We start from the raw sequence: 19079 nt of genomic DNA, 5'->3' as shown, positions 1-19079 counted from the left end.
GCTACACCGTCCCGCCGAGGCGGTGGAGTACGGCGGTGAGCAGGCCGTCGGCCGGCAGCTCCACCCCGCCCTTGCGCAGGAACACGGCGTTGAGCAACTGGTCGGTGGCCAGCTCACCGCGGGCCCGCCGGTCGAGGAAGGCGCGCAGCAGGTCCTCCACGCCGTCCAGCGCGGCATCGCCGAGGTGGGCCCGGACGATGTCACGCAGCCGCGCCTCGTCCGGCTCGGGCAGGTCGAGCCGGACGCAGCGGCGCAGGAAGGCGGGCGGGAACTCGCGTTCGCCGTTGCTGGTGATCACGACGACGGGGAACTGGGAGCAGCGCAGCCGGCCCCGGCTCACCGGCACCGTGCGCCGGGGATCCGCCGTCAGCACCTCGATCGTGCCTTCCTGCTCGGGCAGCCGCGCCAGCTCCGGGATCTCGAACTCGCCCTCCTCGAACACCGTCAGCAGGTCGTTGGGCAGGTCCACATCACCCTTGTCCAGCTCGTCGACGAGCAGCACCCGGGGCCGCTCACCGGGGACGAGCGCGGTGCCCAGCGGGCCCAGCCGCACGTAGGAGCCGATACCGGGGCCTTCGGGCAACGGCTCCGCACCGCTCTCGGCCCGCTCCCGGCGCAGGTTCGCCTCCCGGAGCCGGCCGATCGCGTCGTACCGGTAGAGCGCGTCCTGGAGCGTGGAACGGCTGTTCACCGGCCACGCCAGCACCCGGCCCAGCGACAGCTCGTGCGCGACGGCGTACGCCAGCGAGGACTTGCCCGTCCCCGGATGGCCGGTCACCAGCAGCGGGCGGCGCAGCAACAGTGCCGCGTTGACCACGTCCGCCTCTTCGGGGCCGATCAGATACGGGCGCGGGCGCGGGGCGTCCTCGGCACCGCCCGAGAAGCGCCGCCACGGGGGAGCCTCCGGGAAGTCCACCGGCCGGGCCCGCCCGTCACCCCGGAACAGCCGCCAGCCGTCGGTCGGCGGCGACGCGTCCTCGCCGGTGCGCGCGTGTGCTGCGGTCATGGTGCGCGGACTCCTTCGTCGGGGTCGATCTGCTGCGGACCGTGGCCCTCGGTGGCGAGGCCGTCCCAGGTGCCGACGTCCCACACGAGCGCGGGACTGGCCGATGGCCGCTCCGGGCGGGACCGGAACTCCCTCACCCGCTCCGGAAGGTCGGTCAGCGCCCCGGTCGGCGCCAGCGGGGCGAGACGGTCCGCGTGCTCGTGGCCCTCGGCGTCCCGGTCCCAGAGCACCACCGGCACGCCGAGCGCCAGGCACACGTTGAGCATCTGCTCGCGCTGCTCCGGGGAGCCGTTCACCACCACGTGGTTGGTGGTGTAGTGGCTCCCCCCGGCCAGCAACCGGGCCAGCCGCGGCCCGTCCGCGCACGAGGCGTCGACGACGAGCGAGCGCCGGTGGCCGTCACCCCAGCGCCGCCGCCGGTGCGCGTCCCGGTCGGGGACACGCCGGCTCATCTCCGGGCAGAGCAGGGTCAGCTGGAAGGAGACGCCGAGCGGCTGGCTGGGCAGGTACTCGTTGGGGCTGCCGCCGTCCCACTGGTCGACCGGCAGGTGCAGCCAGGCGCGCGTCACCTCGACGTCCACGGCGGGCGGCGCCGACCGGGCGGGGTCGTAGGAGCGTTCCGCGCCCACCCGGATCAGCTCGGCCGCCTCGGCGGAGGTCAGGGGCGTGTCCCCGGCCGCGGTGTCGAGGCGCCGTACGGAGCCGTCGCAGGTGCGCTGCCACAGCCGACAGCGCAGCAGGTCCGGCGAGCCGCTCTCCGGGGTGAGCCGCACCAGCAGCCGGGACACCGGGGGCGTGGCGGACCGCGCCCAGCGCTCGGCGTCGGCCCGCCGCTCGGCCAGCGCCGCCCGGTGCACGCCGAGCCGGGCGCAGACGCGGTCGCTCCAGTCCCGCAAGTCCCGCTCGGCCTCGGTGAGGCCGGCGGCGACGAACTCCGCCCAGTGCAGCAGGGGCGGCATCCGCGTGATGCCGTCCGGACCGGGCTCGTAGGCGTAGGACTCCAGCGCGGTGATCGCCTCGTCGAGCTGGTCCGGCCGGAGCGCGGCCGTGCACAGCACCGGGGGCAGCGGGGTGAACCGCAGCGCCGCCTGCGCCGCCCGTCCGGGCAGGCCCGCGTCCCGGGCGACGACCGTGCGCAGCCGCTCGGCGAGTACGGCGTACTCGTGCCGGGACAGCAGCCCCGCGGCCGGGATGGCCGTACCGAGGCGCAGCAGGGAGTCGAGGTGGCCGGGGCGGGCCCGGCTGCGGGTCGCGAGGGACTCGCTGAGCGTGGGCAGCGCCCTGGCGGTGCCCAGCAGCAGCTCCGCCAGCTCCTCCGGCCGCGGCGCGCTGTCGTCCTGCGGGGTGTCGAGTCCGAGGTCGGCCGCGAGCTGCCGGGCGTGCTCGGCGCGTTCGGCGGGCAGCGGCATCAACTCCCGCAACACGGTCAGCAGCTCGGCGCCGACCAGGGCGTCCGCCGGCTCGCGCCGGTCGCCGTGGCAGACGGCCAGCACCTCGTCGGCCCCCGCCGCCGTCAACTCGGCGCGGATCGACTGCCAGGGCAGACCCCAGGCGCGCCGCACCACGTGCCCGGACTGCAGCGGTCCCGCGGGCGGACGCAGCTCGCCCGCCACCAGGCCCACCGCCCGGTGGTCCGCGCGACGCAGCAGCGGCCCGCCGCTGTGCCCGGGGCCGATGGCCGCACCCGACAACGCACCGTCCACGAAGCCCAGTCCGTCGTCGAGCCGTTTCGCCTCGACGTCCGCGAAGGTGACCTGGTACCCGCTGCCGTGCCAGGCCCGCAGATCGTCGCCCTCCGCCATGTCGGCCCAGACGACCGGCTCGGCACCGGGCGGCGCGGGCTCGGCCAGCAGGAGCACACACACGTCACCGTGCCAGGTCCCGCCCGGCCGCGGCCGCTCGGGCACCCAGACCTCGACGTGCGCCTTGACGCGCCGCTCGCCCTGGCAGAAGGCGACCTCGACCACCTCGCCGTCGGGCCGCCGGGTGCTGCGGGGCGCCCGGCCGAGGGCGTCGTTGACGACGTGCGCACAGGTCAGCACCCGGTCCGGGGAGAGCAGTGCCGCCGCGCCGACGGCCGGGCCGCCGTCCCGGCGCAGCACGGAGACCACGGGCGGCTCGCCCGCGGGTCTGCGGAACCAGCTCACCCCCTAGGCTCCGCGCACCTCATGCCGCCAGGTGGCCGAAACGGTCATCGTGGCCGCGCCCTTGACGCCGACGACACCCAGTTTGAGGTCCTTGCCGACCTCGATGCCGAACTCGACGGTGAACGACTCCGGCGGGTTGGCGGCTCCACGGACCGCGTCGTGCACCTCGTCCAGGAGCGGGCCCAGGGGACGCAGGGTCGCCCGCAGCGCGTCCGCGGCCGCCGACGCGACCCGGCCTCCGCCATGCGAGACGGGGCTCGGCACGCCGAACTCCGCGGGCAGTCCGTCGTCCGCGAACGGCTCGCCCACATCGGCCAGTTCCACACGGACCGCGGCTCCGGCCAGGTCGAGTTCCAAGTACTCCGGCATGGGTTCATTGTGCCGACCGGCGCACCTTCGTGACGGTGCTTACGACGGATTCGAGCCGCCGGAAGCGGCCTCCTTCCGCTCGGTCGCCAGCCGCAGGGTGCGCGCCGCCAGGTCGCTGATCCGTACGCCGTCGAAGCCGAACACCGCGCTGCGGACGGTGTCCTCCAGCGGGCCCTTCCACTGGTCCGGGATCGCGGCCGCGCCGGTGAGGACCCCGGCCACCGACCCGGCCGTCGCCCCGTTGGAGTCGGTGTCCAGGCCGCCGCGCACGGTCAGGGCGATGGTCCGGGTGAAGTCGCCGTCGCCGTACAGCAGCCCGGCGGTGAGCACGGCGGCGTTCGGCACGGTGTGGATCCAGCCGAGCCCGGCGGTCTCCGCGGACAGCGTGGCCAGGGTCTCCTCCCACGGCAGCCGTGCCTCGTGCAGGGTCATGGCCCGCCGCACGGTACGGGCCAGGCGGCTGCTCGCCGGAATCAGCCCGAGTGCCCGCTCCAGCGCGTCCCGCACGGTCTCGGCGGTGAAGGCCGCCGCGATCAGCCCCGCCGCGAACATCGCGCCGTAGACGCCGTTGCCGGTGTGCGACAGCACCGCGTCCCGGCGGGCCAGACCGGCGGCGCGCGGCGGGTCGCCGGGGCAGGTCCAGCCGTAGACGTCGGCGCGAATGAGGGCACCGATCCACTCCTGGTACGGGTTGTCGTACGTCGCCGTCAACGGCGGCTTCAGCCCGTTGGCGAGGTTGCGGTACGCCGCCCGTTCCGCGGTGAAGGTCTGCAGGTACGGCAGCCGGAGCAGCCACAGGTCGCCGACCTGCTCGGTGCTGAAGCCGAAGCCGTGGGTCTCCAGCAGGTGCAGGCCGAGGATCGCGTAGTCCACGTCGTCGTCCCGGCAGCTGCCGTGGACACGGCCGCGCACACAGGCGCGCCACTCCGGGCGCATCACGGCGCTCTCGGCCGCGTCGGCGGGCTCGGGCAGGTAGTCGGTGAGCGGCAGCGCGGCGGCCCGCCGCAGATAGCGGTCGATGCGGTCGCGGGTCCACACCTCGCCCTGCTCGACCGGCTTGCCGAGCATGTTGCCCGCGATCCGGCCGAGCCAGCCGCCGTGGATGCGGTCGGCGAGGTCGGTCTCGGTGCGCCGGATGGTCATGGGCCGGGTGGTCATGGCTGGGGTCTACCCGTTTTCCCCGGCCGCCTCCCAGGGGCTTGCCAGGGTTCGGCCGGGGCATGACGGGGAGGGCGTCCTGAGGTTATGGTCGCAGCGGCGCGACTGGCCCTGACGTGCGCGGGGCCCGGAGAGCAAGGGGAAAGCAAGGTGGCGGACGCTGCAGTGAACGAGACCCGTCGGGTGCTCATCGCCGCGGACAAGTTCAAGGGCTCGCTGACGGCCGTACAGGTCGCCGAGCGGGTGACGGCCGGGCTGCGCCGGGTCGTGCCGGACGTTCAGGTCGAGGCGCTGCCCGTGGCCGACGGCGGTGACGGGACCGTGGACGCGGCGGTCGCGGCCGGCTTCGCACGGCGGGAGGTCCGGGTCGCCGGACCGCTCGGCCAGGAGGTCACCGCGGCGTTCGCGCTGCGCGAGGGCACGGCGGTCGTGGAGATGGCCGAGGCGAGCGGGCTCCAGCGCCTCCCGGCCGGTGTCTTCGCGCCGCTGACCGCCTCCACGTACGGCTCCGGGGAACTGCTGCGGGCCGCGCTGGACGCGGGTGCGGGGACGATCGTGTTCGGCGTCGGCGGCAGCGCCACGACGGACGGCGGCGCGGGCATGCTGGCGGCGCTCGGCGCACGCTTCCTGGACGAGAACGGTGAACCGGTGTCCCCGGGCGGCGGCGGGCTGGCCGGCCTGGCCCGCGCGGACCTGTCCGGTCTCGACCCCCGGCTGTCCTCGGTCGAGCTGGTGCTGGCCAGCGACGTCGACAACCCGCTGACCGGGCCGAAGGGCGCGCCCGCCGTGTACGGCCCGCAGAAGGGGGCCTCGCCGGACGACGTGGCGACCCTGGACGCGGCGCTCGCCCACTACGCCAAGGTGCTCGAGGCCGAGGTCGGGCCGCGGGCGGCGGAGTACGCGGCGTCCCCGGGGGCGGGAGCGGCGGGCGGCATCGGCTACGGCGCCCTGCTCCTGGGCGCGCGTTTCCGTCCCGGCATCGAGGTCATGCTGGACGTCCTGGGCTTCGCACCCGCCCTGGAGCGGGCCTCCCTGGTGATCACCGGGGAGGGGTCCCTGGACGAGCAGACGCTGCACGGCAAGGCACCGGCGGGAGTGGCCGCCGCCGCTCGGGCCGCCGGCAAGGAGGTCGTGGCCGTGTGCGGGCGGCTCGCGCTGGCGCCGGAGGTGCTCGGGCGGGCCGGTATCCGACGGGCCTACCCGCTGACGTCCGTCGAGCCGGATGTGGCCACGTGCATCGCGGACGCGGGACCGATCCTCGAGCGGGTCGCCGCACGGATCGCCGCCGACTTCCTGAACTGACACCGCTGCCCCACCCGCCTACCGGACTCAGCGGCCGGGTGGACCCTGCTCCGGGCACCTCGATCGGCCGGGGGAGGCCGTCGTGGACGTCCGGATGGGGTACGCGCCATCGTGTGCGTCCGGGCCGGCTGGGTGGGCGCCGTCACAGGCGCCCGCGCCGGGTGAGGTGGGTGCCGTTGTGGGCGTCCGGGTCGGCTGGGGCGGGCGCTGTTCTGGACACCTCGATCGGCCCGGGGAGGCTGTCCTGGGCGTCCGGGTGGGGTGCGCGCCATCGTGTGCGTCCGGGTCGGCTGGGTGGGCGCCGAGGCGTCCGGGTCGGCTGGGGTGGACCCTGTTCTGGACACCTCGATCGGCTGGAGGAGGCCGTGATGGGCGTCTCGATCGGTTGGGTGGGTGCCGTGCTGGGCGTCCGAGCCGGGTGAGGTGGGCGCCGTCCCGGGCGACGATCGCCCTGCCCTGCCTCGCCCCGCTGGCCTCGTCCGGCTCTCGGCCTGCCGAGTCGGGTGGTGGGTGGGCGTGGGCCGGGGCCTGGGGGGCGGAGCCCCAGGGGCCGCCGGCGTCGGTGCCGGCACAGCGAAGGGCCCCGGACCCGACCAGGTCCGGGGCCCCGACAGCGGAGCGCTACGGCAATTGCGCCGCCCGCGCCTCACGCCGGTTGTCGCGGAAGTTGTTCACCCGGCGAGCCGTGGCGAACAGCGGGATCACCGCGCCCATGACCAGCTGCAGCGCGCAGCCCGTCTGGAGCAGCAGCTGTCCGCTCGGGGCGTCGAAGGCCCACGCGGCCAGCAGCCCCATGGACAGCACGATCCAGGAGAGCATCGCGCCGGCGAGGCGGCCCCGCGGCTTCGGGTACTCCACCCGGCTGACCATCAGCCACGCCGTGCCCAGGATCGCCAGCAGCGTCGCCACGAAGGGCAGCTCGAGCAGCACGATCGAGACGACCGTCAGCGCGCCGAACGGCGAGGGCATGCCCTGGAACATGCCGTCCTTCATGGTCACGCAGGAGAAGCGCGCCAGACGCAGGACGACGGCCAGGAGCACCACGATCGCCCCGAGCGCCGCCACTCTCTGGTGCGCGTCGTCCGCGACCATGCCGTAGACGAGCACGAAGTACGCCGGCGCCAGGCCGAAGCTGATCAGGTCGGACAGGTTGTCCAGCTCGGCGCCCATGGGGGAGGAGCGCAGCTTCCTCGCCACCAGGCCGTCGAACAGGTCGAAGACCGCCGCGCACAGCATCAGGATGACCGCCGTGGCCGCGCTGTGGCGGGCCATGCCGGACTCCTGGCTGCCGGTGAGGTGCGGGATCAGGATGCCGGTGGTGGTGAAGTACACCGCCATGAAGCCGCACGTGGCGTTCCCGAGCGTGAGGGTGTCCGCTATCGACAGGCGCAGCGAGAGGGGCATCTCCTCCTCTTCGTCCACCTCGTCGGCCTCGGGCACCCAGCCCGCCTGGGTCTCCGGATCAATCACGGTCAATGCGAGTCACCCCAGCCACGGTCTTCTGGCCGACCTCGACCGCGACCTCCACGCCCTCGGGCAGGTAGAGGTCGACACGCGAGCCGAAGCGGATCAGACCGATGCGGTCGCCCTGCTCGACCTTCGTGCCCTCGGGAAGGTAGGGCACGATGCGACGGGCCACCGCGCCGGCGATCTGGATCATCTCGATGTCGCCGAGTTCGGTGTCGAAATGCCAGACTACGCGCTCGTTGTTCTCGCTCTCCTTGTTGAAAGCTGGAACAAAGCCGCCCGGGATGTGCTCGACCGACGTCACGGTGCCCGCGAGGGGCGCGCGGTTGACGTGGACATTGAGCGGGCTCATGAAGATCGCGACGCGGGTGCGGCCGTCCTTCCACGGCATGATGCTCTGCACCACACCGTCGGCGGGCGAGATGACCCTGCCTGTGGCGATCTCACGCTCGGGGTCGCGGAAGAACCACAGCATGCCCGCCGCGAGCGCGGTGGCGGGCACGGCGACGGCCTTGGCGGCGCCCGAGCGGCGAGCGCGGGCCAGGCTGAGGGCTGCGGTGGCGACGGTCGGGAGGAGCCACGGCGATGCTCCGCGCGCGAGGCGTACGCCTGCGAGGCTGTCGCGAGGTGCAGAGGTTTGGCTGTGGGGCATGGATGACCTTCGTAGCGGATGATGCCGCGCTATGACGGGGGACGGCGGCTTTCCGGGATCGTACCGGTCGTGGGCCGCAACTGGGCAAGCCAGGAAGCCGAGTCGGCGGCCGAAGAGTGTCTACGGGGTGTGATCTTCTTCTCGAAGAAAACACCCCGCATCCGGACAATCAGCCCTGGAATCGATACTCTTCGAGCAGCCTGCGCCCGATGATCATTTTCTGGATCTCGGCGGTGCCTTCACCGATGAGCAGCATCGGGGCCTCCCGGTAGAGGCGCTCGATCTCGTACTCCTTGGAGAAGCCGTAGCCGCCGTGGATCCGGAAGGCATCCTCCACGACCTCCTTGCAGTACTCGGAGGCGAGGTACTTCGCCATGCCTGCCTCGAGGTCGTTTCGTTGTCCGGAGTCCTTTTTGCGTGCCGCGTTCACCATCATGGCATGAGCGGCCTCGACCTTGGTGGCCATCTCGGCCAGCTTGAACTGGATGGCCTGGTGCTGGGCGATCGGTTTGCCGAAGGTGTGCCGCTGCTGGGCGTACTGGACACCCAGTTCGAACGCACGCTGGGCGACGCCACAGCCACGCGCCGCCACGTTGACGCGGCCGACCTCGACGCCGTCCATCATTTGGTAAAAACCTCGGCCGGTGACGCCACCGAGCACCCGATCGGCCGGAATGCGCAGTCCGTCCATGATCAGCTCGGTGGTGTCGACACCCTTGTAGCCCATCTTGTCGATCTTGCCGGGGATGGTGAGACCGGGGCGGACCTCCCCGAAGCCCGGCTCCTTCTCGACCAGGAAGGTGGTCATCGACTTGTGAGGGGCCGTGCCCTCGGGGTGTCCTTCGTCACTGCGGACGAGTACGGCCACGAGCGACGACGTACCGCCGTTCGTCAGCCACATCTTCTGGCCGTTCAGGACGTACTCGTCGCCGTCCTTGACCGCCTTCGACGTGATCGCCGACACATCGGAGCCGAGGCCCGGCTCCGACATCGAGAAGGCGCCGCGGATGTCGCCGGCCGCCATACGGGGCAGGAAGTGGTCCTTCTGCTCCTGCGTGCCGTGCTGCTTGAGCATGTACGCCACGATGAAGTGCGTGTTGATGATGCCGGACACCGACATCCAGCCGCGGGCGATCTCCTCCACGCACAGCGCGTAGGTGAGCAGCGACTCGCCCAGGCCCCCGTACTCCTCGGGGATCATCAGACCGAACAGGCCGAGTTCCTTCAGGCCGTCCACGATCTGCTGCGGGTACTCGTCGCGATGCTCCAGCTCGGTCGCGACCGGGATGATCTCCTTGTCGACGAAGTCCCGGACGGTGGAGAGGATCTCCTGCTGGACGTCGGTCAGACCGGCGGTCTGGGCGAGACGGGCCATGGCTTACTTCTCCGACTTCTTCTCCGCAGGTGCGGTCGGCTCCGGGCGGCCGGGCTGCTCGCCGCCGCGCTCCTTGATGTATGTCTCGGTGGGCACCATGACCTTGCGACGGAAGACGCACACCAGGGTGCCGTCCTGCTTGTAGCCCTTGGTCTCGACGTAGACGATGCCGCGGTCGTTCTTCGACTTCGACGGCCACTTGTCGAGCACGGTCGTCTCGCCGTAGATCGTGTCGCCGTGGAAGGTCGGCGCCACGTGCTTGAGCGACTCGATCTCGAGGTTGGCGATCGCCTTGCCGGAGATGTCCGGGACGGACATGCCGAGCAGTAGGGAGTAGATGTAGTTCCCGACGACGACGTTCTTGCCGAAGTCCGTCGTCTTCTCCGCATAGTTGGTGTCCATGTGGAGCGGGTGGTGGTTCATGGTGAGGAGACAGAACAGGTGGTCGTCGTACTCCGTGACCGTCTTGCCCGGCCAGTGCTTGTACGTCGCCCCGACCTCGAATTCCTCGTAGGTGCGTCCGAACTGCATGGCGCTCAGGCCTCCGGGATCTCGAACTTGCTCGTGCGCTGCATGCCGGCGGCGCGCCCCTTGCCGGAGATGACCAGGGCCATCTTGCGGCTGGCCTCGTCGATCATCTCGTCGCCGAGCATCGCGGAGCCCTTCTTGCCGCCCGCCTCGGACGTGTAGTAGTCGTACGCGTCCAGGATCAGCTCGGCGTGGTCGTAGTCCTCCTGGGAGGGCGAGAAGATCTCGTTGGACGCCTCGACCTGGCCCGGGTGCAGCACCCACTTGCCGTCGAAGCCGAGCGCGGCGGCGCGCTGGGCGACCTCGCGGTAGCCGTCGACGTTGCGGATCTGGAGGTAGGGGCCGTCGATCGCCTGGAGGTTGTTGGCGCGGGCGGCCATCAGGATCTTCATCAGGATGTAGTGGTAGGCGTCCGCCGGGTAGCCGGGCGGCTGCTCGCCCACGACCAGCGACTTCATGTTGATCGACGCCATGAAGTCGGCCGGGCCGAAGATGATCGTCTCGATGCGCGGCGAGGCCTGCGCGATCTCGTTGACGTTGTTCAGGCCCTGCGCGTTCTCGATCTGCGCCTCGATGCCGATCTTCCCGACCTCGAAGCCCATCGTCTTCTCGATCTGGGTCAGCAGCAGGTCCAGCGCGACGATCTGCTGGGCGCTCTGCACCTTCGGCAGCATGATGCAGTCGAGGTTCTGGCCGGCGCCCTCGACGACCGTCACGACGTCCCGGTACGTCCATTCGGTCGTCCAGTCGTTGACGCGCACGACCCGCGTCTTGCCCGTCCAGTCGCCCTCGTTGAGGAACTTGACGATGGTGTGCCGCGCCTCGGGCTTGGCGAGCGGCGCGCACGCGTCCTCCAGGTCCAGGAAGACCTGGTCCGCCGGGAGGCCCTGCGCCTTCTCGAGGAAGCGCGGGTTCGAGCCCGGCACGGCCAGGCAGGAGCGCCGCGGGCGAAGGCGGTTGACGGTCGTCATGCGGGGACCTCCAGGGGGTCGAGCTTGTTCGCTTTCCGGATCTCGTCGACGATGCGGCCGATGATTCCGGTGATGTCGAAGTCCTTCGGGGTGAACACCGCGGCCACTCCGGCGGCCCTGAGCTGTTCGGCGTCACCGTTCGGGATGATGCCACCTGCGATCACCGGTATATCTGTGGCACCGGCCACACGCAGCCGCTGGAGCACGTCCGGCACCAGCTGGGCGTGCGAGCCGGACAGGATCGACAGGCCCACGGCGTGGACGTCCTCCGCCAGAGCGGCGTCCACGATCTGCTCCGGAGTGAGCCGGATGCCCTGGTAGACCACCTCGAAGCCGGCGTCACGCGCGCGCACGGCTATCTGCTCGGCGCCGTTGGAGTGCCCGTCCAGGCCCGGCTTGCCGACCAGGAAGCGCAGGCGGGCGACGCCCAGCTCGCGGGCGGTGGCGTCCACCTTGGCGCGGACCTCGGCGAGCGCCGAGCCGGCCTCGGCGGCGACGGCCACCGGCGCGGAGGAGACCCCGGTGGGCGCCCGGTACTCGCCGAACACCTCGCGCAGCGCCCCGGCCCACTCACCGGTCGTGACCCCGGCGCGGGCGCACTCCAGCGTGGCCTCCATCAGGTTGTCGGTGCCCTTGGCGGCCTCCTTCAGCCGCTCCAGCGCCTTGCAGGGGCGCGGGTGGTTGAAGGGCGGCTGGTAGCGGGTGTCCCGCCAGCTCTGCAGGGACTCGATGACACGGGCCTCGACCGCCGGGTCGACCGTCATGATGGCGGTGTCCAGGTCGGCCGTGAGCGGGTTCGGCTCGGTCGTCTCGAAGATGTTGACGCCGACGATCTTCTCCTGGCCGGACTCGATCCGCGCCCGCCGCTCGGCGTGCGAGGAGACCAGCTGCGACTTCAGGTAGCCGGACTCGACGGCCGCCATCGCGCCGCCCATCTCCTGGATCCGGTCCATCTCGGCGAGGGACTCCTCCACGAGGGCGTTCACCTTCGCCTCGACCACGTGCGAGCCCTCGAAGATGTCCTCGTACTCCAGCAGGTCGCTCTCGTGCGCGAGGACCTGCTGGATACGCAGCGACCACTGCTGGTCCCAGGGCCGGGGCAGGCCGAGGGCCTCGTTCCAGGCGGGCAGCTGCACGGCACGCGCGCGTGCGTCCTTGGAGAGGGTGACGGCCAGCATCTCCAGGACGATCCGCTGGACGTTGTTCTCCGGCTGCGCCTCGGTCAGGCCCAGGGAGTTGACCTGGACGCCGTACCGGAAGCGGCGCTGCTTGGGGTTCTCGATGCCGTACCGCTCCCGCGTGACCTTGTCCCAGATGCGGCCGAACGCGCGCATCTTGCACATCTCCTCGATGAAGCGGACGCCCGCGTTCACGAAGAAGGAGATCCGCGCGACCACGTCACCCATGCGCTCCTGCGGCACCTGGCCGCTGTCCCGGACGGCGTCGAGGACGGCGATCGCGGTGGACATCGCGTACGCGATCTCCTGCACCGGCGTGGCCCCCGCCTCCTGCAGGTGGTAGCTGCAGATGTTGATCGGGTTCCACTTCGGGATGTGGGAGACCGTGTACGCGATCATGTCCGTCGTCAGCCGGAGCGAGGGTCCCGGCGGGAAGACGTGCGTCCCGCGGGACAGGTACTCCTTGACGATGTCGTTCTGGGTCGTGCCCTGGAGCTTGGTGATGTCCGCGCCCTGCTCCTCGGCGACGACCTGGTAGAGCGCCAGCAGCCACATGGCGGTGGCGTTGATCGTCATCGAGGTGTTCATCTGCTCCAGGGGGATGTCCTGGAACAGCCGGCGCATGTCACCGAGGTGCGCCACGGGCACGCCGACCCGGCCGACCTCGCCGCGGGCGAGGATGTGGTCCGGGTCGTAGCCGGTCTGCGTCGGCAGGTCGAACGCGACCGACAGGCCGGTCTGCCCCTTGGCGAGGTTGCGCCGGTACAGCTCGTTGGACGCCTCGGCCGTGGAGTGACCGGCGTACGTGCGCATGAGCCACGGCCGGTCCTTCTGACGCTCAGTCATCTATGACCTCGGGTGTCTCAGACGTTGCGGAAGCGGTTGATGGCGTCGATGTGCTTGGCGCGCATCTCCTCGTCGCGCACGCCGAGGCCCTCCTCGGGGGCGAGGCACAGCACGCCGACCTTGCCCTGGTGGAGGTTGCGGTGCACGTCGTAGGCGGCCTGGCCGGTGTCCTCCAGCGAGTACACCTTCGACAGCGTGGGGTGGATCTTGCCCTTCGCGATCAGCCGGTTGGCCTCCCAGGCCTCGCGGTAGTTGGCGAAGTGCGAGCCGATGATCCGCTTCAGCGACATCCACAGGTAGCGGTTGTCGTACTCATGCATGTAGCCCGAGGTCGAGGCGCACGTGGTGATGGTGCCGCCCTTGCGGGTGACGTAGACGCTCGCGCCGAAGGTCTCGCGGCCGGGGTGCTCGAAGACGATGTCGATGTCCTCCCCGCCGGTCAGCTCGCGGATGCGCTTGCCGAAGCGCTTCCACTCCTTCGGGTCCTGGGTGTTCTCGTCCTTCCAGAACCTGTAGCCCTCGGCGTTGCGGTCGATGATCGCCTCGGCGCCCATCGAGCGGCAGATGTCCGCCTTCTGGTCGCTGGAGACGACACAGATCGGGTTGGCGCCGCCGGCGAGGGCGAACTGGGTGGCGTAGGAGCCGAGGCCGCCGCTGGCGCCCCAGATCAGGACGTTGTCGCCCTGCTTCATGCCGGCGCCGTTGCGGGAGACCAGCTGGCGGTAGGCGGTGGAGTTGACCAGGCCCGGGGCGGCGGCCTCCTCCCAGCTGAGGTGGTCCGGCTTCGGCATCAGCTGGTTGGACTTGACGAGCGCGATCTCGGCGAGCCCGCCGAAGTTGGTCTCGAAGCCCCAGATGCGCTGCTCGGGGTCGAGCATCGTGTCGTTGTGGCCGTCGGAGGACTCCAGCTCGACGGACAGGCAGTGCGCCACGACCTCGTCACCGGGCTTCCAGGCGTTCACGCCGGGGCCGGTGCGCAGGACGACGCCCGCGAGGTCGGAACCGATGATGTGGTACGGCAGGTCGTGCCGCTTGGCCAGCTCGTTGGTGCGGCCGTAGCGCTCCAGGAACCCGAAGGTGGACAGCGGCTCGAAGATCGAGGTCCACACCGAGTTGTAGTTGACCGAGGAGGCCATGACGGCCACCAGGGCCTCGCCCGGTCCCAGTTCGGGCACCGGCACCTCGTCGAGGTGGATCGACTTGCGCGGGTCCTTGTCACGGGACTCGAGGCCCGCGAACATCTCCGTCTCGTCCTTGTGCACGGTGATCGCACGGTACGACTCGGGGAGCGGCAGAGCGGCGAAGTCGGCGGACGTGGCGTCCTTCGACTGGATCGCGTCCAGGATGTCCTTCACGGTCACGGTGTTGCCTCCGGCGGTGAGCGCCCTGAGGGAGGGGCGCTGGGGGTTCGTCGGTGCTGCGATGAGTGCTGCTGAGGGTTTTTTCGGGGGTGCCGTCGGTTCGGCTCGGTGGTGCTTCGGCAGCGCTTTGTGGCGCGGGAGGTTGCCTGTGACGCAGGCGTCCGGGCGCGCAGGCCGTCGGCTTGCGGGGACAGCCGGCGAGCGAATGGTCTCTGCTCGCCGACCGCCCGGACATCTTCAACGTATGACACCGCGTGTCAGCTGACAAGGCACTGAGTGCCAGAATTTGGCCTCAGATGAAATCTTTACGTAACAAATGAGCGATGATCGATCGAACGTCCCTGGAAATGTGCGGGAAAACGGCCCCTGACATGGCAAAACGGCCACCCCGAAGGGTGGCCGTCATCACAGCGCGAAGGGAGCGAACGGAGCCGTCAGCGCTCCTTCAGAGCCTCTTCGATGGTCCGCATGACCTCGTCCAGCGGCGCGTCGGTACGGGCGACCGTCACGAGCACCTCGCCGTGCGGGGAGACCGTCGCCGGGGCGGTGGCGGCGGCCGGCCGGCCGGCCGAGCCGCGCCCGGCCCCGATCCCCGTGCCGAACGTCTTGCGCACGATCGCGAAGGCGTGGTCCAGCTGGGCCTCCACGTCCCCCTGGCCGCCCGCCCGCAGCCAGCGCCTGAGGACGTGGTTGTGGGCGGTGACGACGGCGGAGGCGGCGACCTCCGCCAGCAACGGGTCGTCGTTGGCGTCGTCGGCGTGCGCGTGCTCGTCGAAGTGGCCGAGCAGATACCGGGTGAACAGGCGCTCGTAACGGGCCACCGAGGCGATCTCGGCCTCGCGCAGGGTGGGCACCTCCCGCGTCAGCTTGTAGCGGGCGACCGAGATCTCCGGCCGCGCCGCGTACATCTTCATGACTTCCTTGATGCCGCGGCACACGGTGTCGAGCGGATGCTCGTGCGCGGGGGCGGCGTTGAGGACCGCCTCGGCGCGGATCAGCGTGTCGTCGTGGTCCGGGAAGATCGCCTCTTCCTTGGAGCGGAAGTGGCGGAAGAACGTGCGGCGGGCGACGCCGGCCGCGGCCGCGATCTCGTCGACGGTGGTGGCTTCGTACCCCTTGGTCGCGAACAGCTCCATGGCCGCGGCCGCCAGTTCTCGGCGCATCTTGAGCCGCTGGGCGGCGGCGCGACTGCCTGCGGCACTCTCCGGCGCGTCGGGCGTAGCTGGTGTACGTGAGGACTTGGCGGGCTGGGACATGACCCGAACGTACTGCATGTGCGCAGCTCGATGCGCAGGTGCGGGGTTTCCCCCGCCCGTGGAGGGCGGGGGCGTGTCCACCGGGTCGAGCAGCCCGCCCCAGTCCGCGCCGTCCGGGGCGCCGTCGAACCAGTCGCCGACGCCGTCAGCGGCGGGCATACTCGCGGAAGCCGCGGCCCGTCTTGCGGCCGAGGCAGCCCGCGGCCACCAGGTGCTCCAGCAGCGGGGCCGGAGCGAGTCCGGGGTCGCGGAACTCGCGGTGCAGCACCTTCTCGATGGCCAGCGAGACGTCCAGACCGACCACGTCCAGCAGCTCGAAGGGGCCCATCGGGTAACCGCCGCCGAGCTTCATCGCGGCGTCGATGTCGTCCAGGGAGGCGTAGTGCTCCTGGACCATCTTGATCGCGTTGTTGAGGTACGGGAACAGCAACGCGTTCACGATGAAACCGGCCCGGTCGCCGCAGTCCACCGCATGCTTCTTGATCTTGACGCAGACCTCGCGGACCGTCGCGTGGACGTCGTCCGCGGTCAGCACCGTACGGACCACCTCGACCAGCTTCATCGCCGGCGCCGGGTTGAAGAAGTGCATGCCGATCACGTCCTGCGGGCGCGAGGTGGCGCGGGCGCAGGCGACGACGGGCAGCGAGGAGGTGGTGGTGGCCAGGACCGCACCGGGCTTGCAGACCTTGTCCAGCGCCTCGAACAGCTGCCGCTTCACCTCCAGGTCCTCGGCGACCGCCTCGACGGCCAGGTCCACGTCGGCGAAGGCGTCGTACGACCCGGCCGGGGTGATCCGGTCCAGGATCTGCGCGGCGGCCTCGGCGGTCAGCCGGCCCTTGTCGACGGAGCGCGCGAGGGACTTGCCGATCCGGGCCTTGGCGGCCTGCGCCTTCTCCTCGCTGCGGGCGGCCAGCACGACCGCGTAGCCCGCCTTCGCGAACACCTCGACGATGCCGGAGGCCATCGTGCCGGAGCCCGCGACACCCACCGAGCGGACCTCGCGCCCGGCGGTGAGCGAGCCGCCCTCCGCCGGGGTCAGCGCGTCCGGCACGACCGTGGCGCTGCCCGGCGCCTCGTAGGTGTAGAAGCCGCGCCCGGACTTGCGGCCGGTCAGGCCCGCCTCGCTGAGCTGCTTGAGGATCGGGGCGGGGGCGTGCAGCCGGTCGCGGGACTCGGTGTACATCGCGTCCAGCACCGTACGGGCGGTGTCGATGCCGATCAGGTCCAGCAGGGCGAGCGGGCCCATCGGAAGGCCGCAGCCGAGCCGCATCGCCGCGTCGATGTCCTCGCGGGAGGCGTACCTGGCCTCGTACATCGCGGCGGCCTGGTTGAGGTAGCCGAAGAGCAGCCCGTCCGCGACGAACCCGGGGCGGTCGCCGACCGCGACCGGCTCCTTGCCCAGCTCGATCGCCAGGTCCGTGACCGCGGCGACGGCCTGCGGCGCGGTCAGCACCGAGGAGACGACCTCGACCAGCTTCATCGCCGGGGCCGGGTTGAAGAAGTGCAGGCCGAGCACGCGCTCGGGACGGGCCGAGTCGGCGGCCAGCCTGGTCACGGACAGGGCGTTGGTGCCGGTCGCGAGGATCGTCTCCGGGCGGACGATGCCGTCCAGCTCACGGAAGATCTGCTGCTTGATCTCGTACGACTCCGGGGCCACCTCGATGACGAGGTCGGCGTCGGCCGCCGCGCGCAGGTCGGTGGAGGTGCGGACCCGGGCCAGCGTCCCGGCGCGCTCCTCCTCGGTGAGCCGGCCGCGGGCCACGGCGCGGGAGGTGGCGGCCTCCAGGGCGGCGAGCGACCGCGTGGCCTGGGCCTCGCTGATGTCGATGCCGATCACCTCGCGGCCGGCCTTGGCGAGGACCTCGGTGATGCCGGTGCCCATGGTGCCGAGGCCGACGACGGCGATCGTCCTGAGCGGGGACAGCGGGCTGCCGGACTGGGGGGACAGGGGAGTGGCCATCGCGGGACTCCAGGAATGAGGGTGACGACGAGGAGCGCGCCGGGTGCGCCCGAGGGCGCACCACGGTGCGGAAAAGGAGTGCGGGTGTTGCCGGGCTGCGAGCGCACACGCCCGGTGCTGCCGGTGCCACGGGCGTGCACACGCCCGGGGAGCGGCGGAACTTCCGACCGGCTCTGTCCCGAAGCCGGGTCGTACTGCGGTACACACCGTGCACCGAACCGACCACGCTCGCGACGGCCGCGTCACCAAACCGTCGCCAGTGGAAGTGCGAGAGGGTTACTCGCTCGAATGAGCTTAACCGGCGGGTAACGAGCACGCTAGTCCCCGGACTTTGTGATCTGGCTCCCTCTGCCGGCGCAACCCCTCTACGCTGGTGCTCGTGGACGAAGAGTTGCGATCGCTCACAGAACGCTTACGGCAGGAGGCGGGCGGCTCGGCGGCGTTCGAGTGCCTGCTGGCCACCGCCGACCACGGCGAACTGGCGGAGGTCCTCACCGCTCCCGGACAGCCGCTGTGGGCCAGGGAACTGGCCGCGTTCCGCCTCGGCCTCGCGGGCGACCGGCGTGCCTTCGAGTCCCTGGTGCTGCTGCTCAACCACCGCGACCCGCCGCGCTGCGCCTCCGCCGCCCACGCCCTCGCCCGGCTCGGCGACCCGCGCACCGCCCGGGCGGCCGCCGCCCTCGCCACCAACGAACTGCGCGTCGCCTACGCCCTGCACCCGGTACGGCTGCTGGTCGCCCTGCGCGCCCCGGAGTCCGTGCCCGCGCTGATCACCACCCTGGAGCGGCGGCTGCGCCCGCACGACCCCTACCGGCGGGTCGCCCTCGCCTGTGTGGAGGGCCTGGGCGCGCTCGGCGACGCCCGCGCCCGGCGGGTGCTGAACGAGGCCCTGGCGCACCCGGCCCTCGCGGAGGCGGCGGTGCACGCGCTGGCGCGGATCCCGCGGCAGCGGGAGGCCAGGTGACGTCCGGTCAGTCCCGCAGGTCCCTGACGTACCGCACCTCGGGCACGGCCACGCCGTCCGCCTCGAAGGGCTCCTCGGCACCGTCCGGCCGGAACCCGGCGCGCTCGTAGAAGCGGCGGGCGGGGGAGTTGTCCCGCAGCACCCACAGGTACATGCGCGGATACGGGGAGCACTGCCCGACCGCCTCGGTCAGCAGGGCCCGCCCGATCCCGCCGCCGAGGTGGGCCGGGTCGACGTAGATCGCGTACAACTCGGCGTCCCCGGTGCGCGCCTCACCGTCCCGGTACGGCCCGTGCGCCGCCCAGCCGAGGATCTCACCGCCCCGCTCGGCGACCAGGTTCACCACCGAGCCGTCCCCCTGCGCGAAGCGGACCCGCCGCCGCTCGGCGTCCGCCGCGAGGCTGAGCCCGTCCAGGAAGGACCGGGGCACGATCCCCTGGTAGGCGTGGCGCCAGCCGCGTATGCGGATCTCCGAGACGCGCTCGCAGTCGGCGAGGGCCATCGGGCGGATGCGGGTGAGTCGGTCGTCCATGACGGCA

16 protein-coding genes are annotated in these 19079 nt (G+C 71.6%); 2 read left to right on the top strand and 14 right to left on the bottom strand.

Translation table 11 applies throughout. The features are described from left to right. Window position 1: 1 nt before the first annotated feature. The 4 genes from ACGFRF_RS05585 to ACGFRF_RS05570 are packed head-to-tail and all read right to left on the bottom strand — an operon-like array spanning window position 2 to window position 4665. The gene (locus tag ACGFRF_RS05585; RefSeq protein WP_393737309.1) at window positions 2-1006 is read right to left on the bottom strand and encodes an AAA family ATPase; all 1005 of its coding nucleotides are present in this window, start codon (window positions 1004-1006) and stop codon (window positions 2-4) included. Next, a complete protein-coding gene (locus tag ACGFRF_RS05580; RefSeq protein WP_393737308.1) occupies window positions 1003-3153 on the bottom strand; it encodes a trypsin-like peptidase domain-containing protein in 2151 nt (716 codons plus the stop codon). The genes ACGFRF_RS05585 and ACGFRF_RS05580 overlap by 4 nt, the downstream gene beginning before the upstream one ends. A gap of 3 nt (window positions 3154-3156) precedes the next feature. Further along, window positions 3157-3522, bottom strand: coding sequence for a CU044_2847 family protein (locus tag ACGFRF_RS05575; RefSeq protein WP_393737307.1), 366 nt, complete (start codon window positions 3520-3522; stop codon window positions 3157-3159). Between the two features lie 39 nt (window positions 3523-3561). Beyond that, on the bottom strand, window positions 3562-4665 hold the full coding sequence (locus tag ACGFRF_RS05570; protein ID WP_393737676.1) for an ADP-ribosylglycohydrolase family protein: 1104 nt from the start codon (window positions 4663-4665) through the stop codon (window positions 3562-3564). 180 nt (window positions 4666-4845) lie between these two features. Between ACGFRF_RS05570 and ACGFRF_RS05565 the strand changes: the two genes are divergently transcribed. After that, the gene (locus ACGFRF_RS05565) at window positions 4846-5982 is read left to right on the top strand and encodes a glycerate kinase (protein WP_393737306.1); all 1137 of its coding nucleotides are present in this window, start codon (window positions 4846-4848) and stop codon (window positions 5980-5982) included. A gap of 621 nt (window positions 5983-6603) precedes the next feature. Here the strand turns inward: ACGFRF_RS05565 and pssA are convergent. The 9 genes from pssA to ACGFRF_RS05520 all read right to left on the bottom strand — a co-directional run bounded on the left by pssA (window position 6604) and on the right by ACGFRF_RS05520 (window position 17576). Then, a complete protein-coding gene (gene pssA / locus ACGFRF_RS05560) occupies window positions 6604-7422 on the bottom strand; it encodes a CDP-diacylglycerol--serine O-phosphatidyltransferase (RefSeq protein ID WP_393737675.1) in 819 nt (272 codons plus the stop codon). A gap of 22 nt (window positions 7423-7444) precedes the next feature. Beyond that, window positions 7445-8101, bottom strand: a complete 657-nt coding sequence (locus ACGFRF_RS05555) for a phosphatidylserine decarboxylase (protein ID WP_393737305.1) — start codon at window positions 8099-8101, stop codon at window positions 7445-7447. A gap of 169 nt (window positions 8102-8270) precedes the next feature. After that, a complete protein-coding gene (locus tag ACGFRF_RS05550; protein ID WP_393737304.1) occupies window positions 8271-9476 on the bottom strand; it encodes an acyl-CoA dehydrogenase family protein in 1206 nt (401 codons plus the stop codon). Window positions 9477-9479: 3 nt separating this feature from the next. Further along, entirely contained in the window at window positions 9480-10007 is a 528-nt protein-coding gene (locus ACGFRF_RS05545) for a MaoC family dehydratase (protein ID WP_393737303.1), read from the bottom strand. Between the two features lie 5 nt (window positions 10008-10012). Beyond that, window positions 10013-10975, bottom strand: coding sequence for an HpcH/HpaI aldolase/citrate lyase family protein (locus ACGFRF_RS05540; protein ID WP_393737302.1), 963 nt, complete (start codon window positions 10973-10975; stop codon window positions 10013-10015). Beyond that, window positions 10972-12999, bottom strand: coding sequence for a protein meaA (locus ACGFRF_RS05535; RefSeq protein ID WP_393737301.1), 2028 nt, complete (start codon window positions 12997-12999; stop codon window positions 10972-10974). Before ACGFRF_RS05535 ends, ACGFRF_RS05540 begins: the two co-directional genes overlap by 4 nt. 17 nt (window positions 13000-13016) lie before the next feature. Then, window positions 13017-14360 carry a crotonyl-CoA carboxylase/reductase gene (ccrA, locus tag ACGFRF_RS05530; protein ID WP_393737300.1) on the bottom strand — a complete coding sequence of 448 codons (1344 nt, stop codon included), beginning with the start codon at window positions 14358-14360 and terminating at the stop codon, window positions 13017-13019. A gap of 434 nt (window positions 14361-14794) precedes the next feature. Next, window positions 14795-15616: a TetR family transcriptional regulator gene (locus ACGFRF_RS05525; RefSeq protein ID WP_393737299.1), complete on the bottom strand. Its 822-nt coding sequence runs from the start codon at window positions 15614-15616 to the stop codon at window positions 14795-14797. A 145-nt stretch (window positions 15617-15761) separates the two neighbouring features. Then, complete coding sequence (locus ACGFRF_RS05520) at window positions 15762-17576, bottom strand: 3-hydroxyacyl-CoA dehydrogenase family protein (protein ID WP_393737298.1); 1815 nt, start codon at window positions 17574-17576, stop codon at window positions 15762-15764. A gap of 379 nt (window positions 17577-17955) precedes the next feature. Here ACGFRF_RS05520 and ACGFRF_RS05515 point away from each other — a divergent pair, with 379 nt between their 5' ends. Further along, entirely contained in the window at window positions 17956-18540 is a 585-nt protein-coding gene (locus ACGFRF_RS05515) for an adenylosuccinate lyase (protein ID WP_393737297.1), read from the top strand. A 7-nt stretch (window positions 18541-18547) separates the two neighbouring features. Here ACGFRF_RS05515 and ACGFRF_RS05510 read toward each other — a convergent pair whose 3' ends face one another. Next, entirely contained in the window at window positions 18548-19072 is a 525-nt protein-coding gene (locus ACGFRF_RS05510) for a GNAT family N-acetyltransferase (protein WP_393737296.1), read from the bottom strand. Window positions 19073-19079: the final 7 nt, after the last annotated feature.

The sequence above is a fragment of the Streptomyces sp. NPDC048521 genome, from assembly GCF_043199855.1.
Lineage (GTDB): Bacteria > Actinomycetota > Actinomycetes > Streptomycetales > Streptomycetaceae > Streptomyces.
Note: the sequence above shows the minus strand (reverse complement) of the source record. Positions and strands in the feature narration are given on the sequence as shown.

Excerpts from the sequence above, each read along its gene's own strand:
- ACGFRF_RS05585 (WP_393737309.1), bottom strand. The coding sequence starts at position 1,006 with ATGACCGCAGCACACGCGCGCACCGGCGAGGACGCGTCGCCGCCGACC.
- ACGFRF_RS05575 (WP_393737307.1), bottom strand. The coding sequence starts at position 3,522 with ATGCCGGAGTACTTGGAACTCGACCTGGCCGGAGCCGCGGTCCGTGTG.
- ACGFRF_RS05570 (WP_393737676.1), bottom strand. The coding sequence starts at position 4,665 with ATGACCATCCGGCGCACCGAGACCGACCTCGCCGACCGCATCCACGGC.
- ACGFRF_RS05555 (WP_393737305.1), bottom strand. The coding sequence starts at position 8,101 with ATGCCCCACAGCCAAACCTCTGCACCTCGCGACAGCCTCGCAGGCGTA.
- ACGFRF_RS05550 (WP_393737304.1), bottom strand. The coding sequence starts at position 9,476 with ATGGCCCGTCTCGCCCAGACCGCCGGTCTGACCGACGTCCAGCAGGAG.
- ACGFRF_RS05545 (WP_393737303.1), bottom strand. The coding sequence starts at position 10,007 with ATGCAGTTCGGACGCACCTACGAGGAATTCGAGGTCGGGGCGACGTAC.
- ACGFRF_RS05540 (WP_393737302.1), bottom strand. The coding sequence starts at position 10,975 with ATGACGACCGTCAACCGCCTTCGCCCGCGGCGCTCCTGCCTGGCCGTG.
- ACGFRF_RS05535 (WP_393737301.1), bottom strand. The coding sequence starts at position 12,999 with ATGACTGAGCGTCAGAAGGACCGGCCGTGGCTCATGCGCACGTACGCC.
- ACGFRF_RS05525 (WP_393737299.1), bottom strand. The coding sequence starts at position 15,616 with ATGTCCCAGCCCGCCAAGTCCTCACGTACACCAGCTACGCCCGACGCG.
- ACGFRF_RS05520 (WP_393737298.1), bottom strand. The coding sequence starts at position 17,576 with ATGGCCACTCCCCTGTCCCCCCAGTCCGGCAGCCCGCTGTCCCCGCTC.
- ACGFRF_RS05510 (WP_393737296.1), bottom strand. The coding sequence starts at position 19,072 with ATGGACGACCGACTCACCCGCATCCGCCCGATGGCCCTCGCCGACTGC.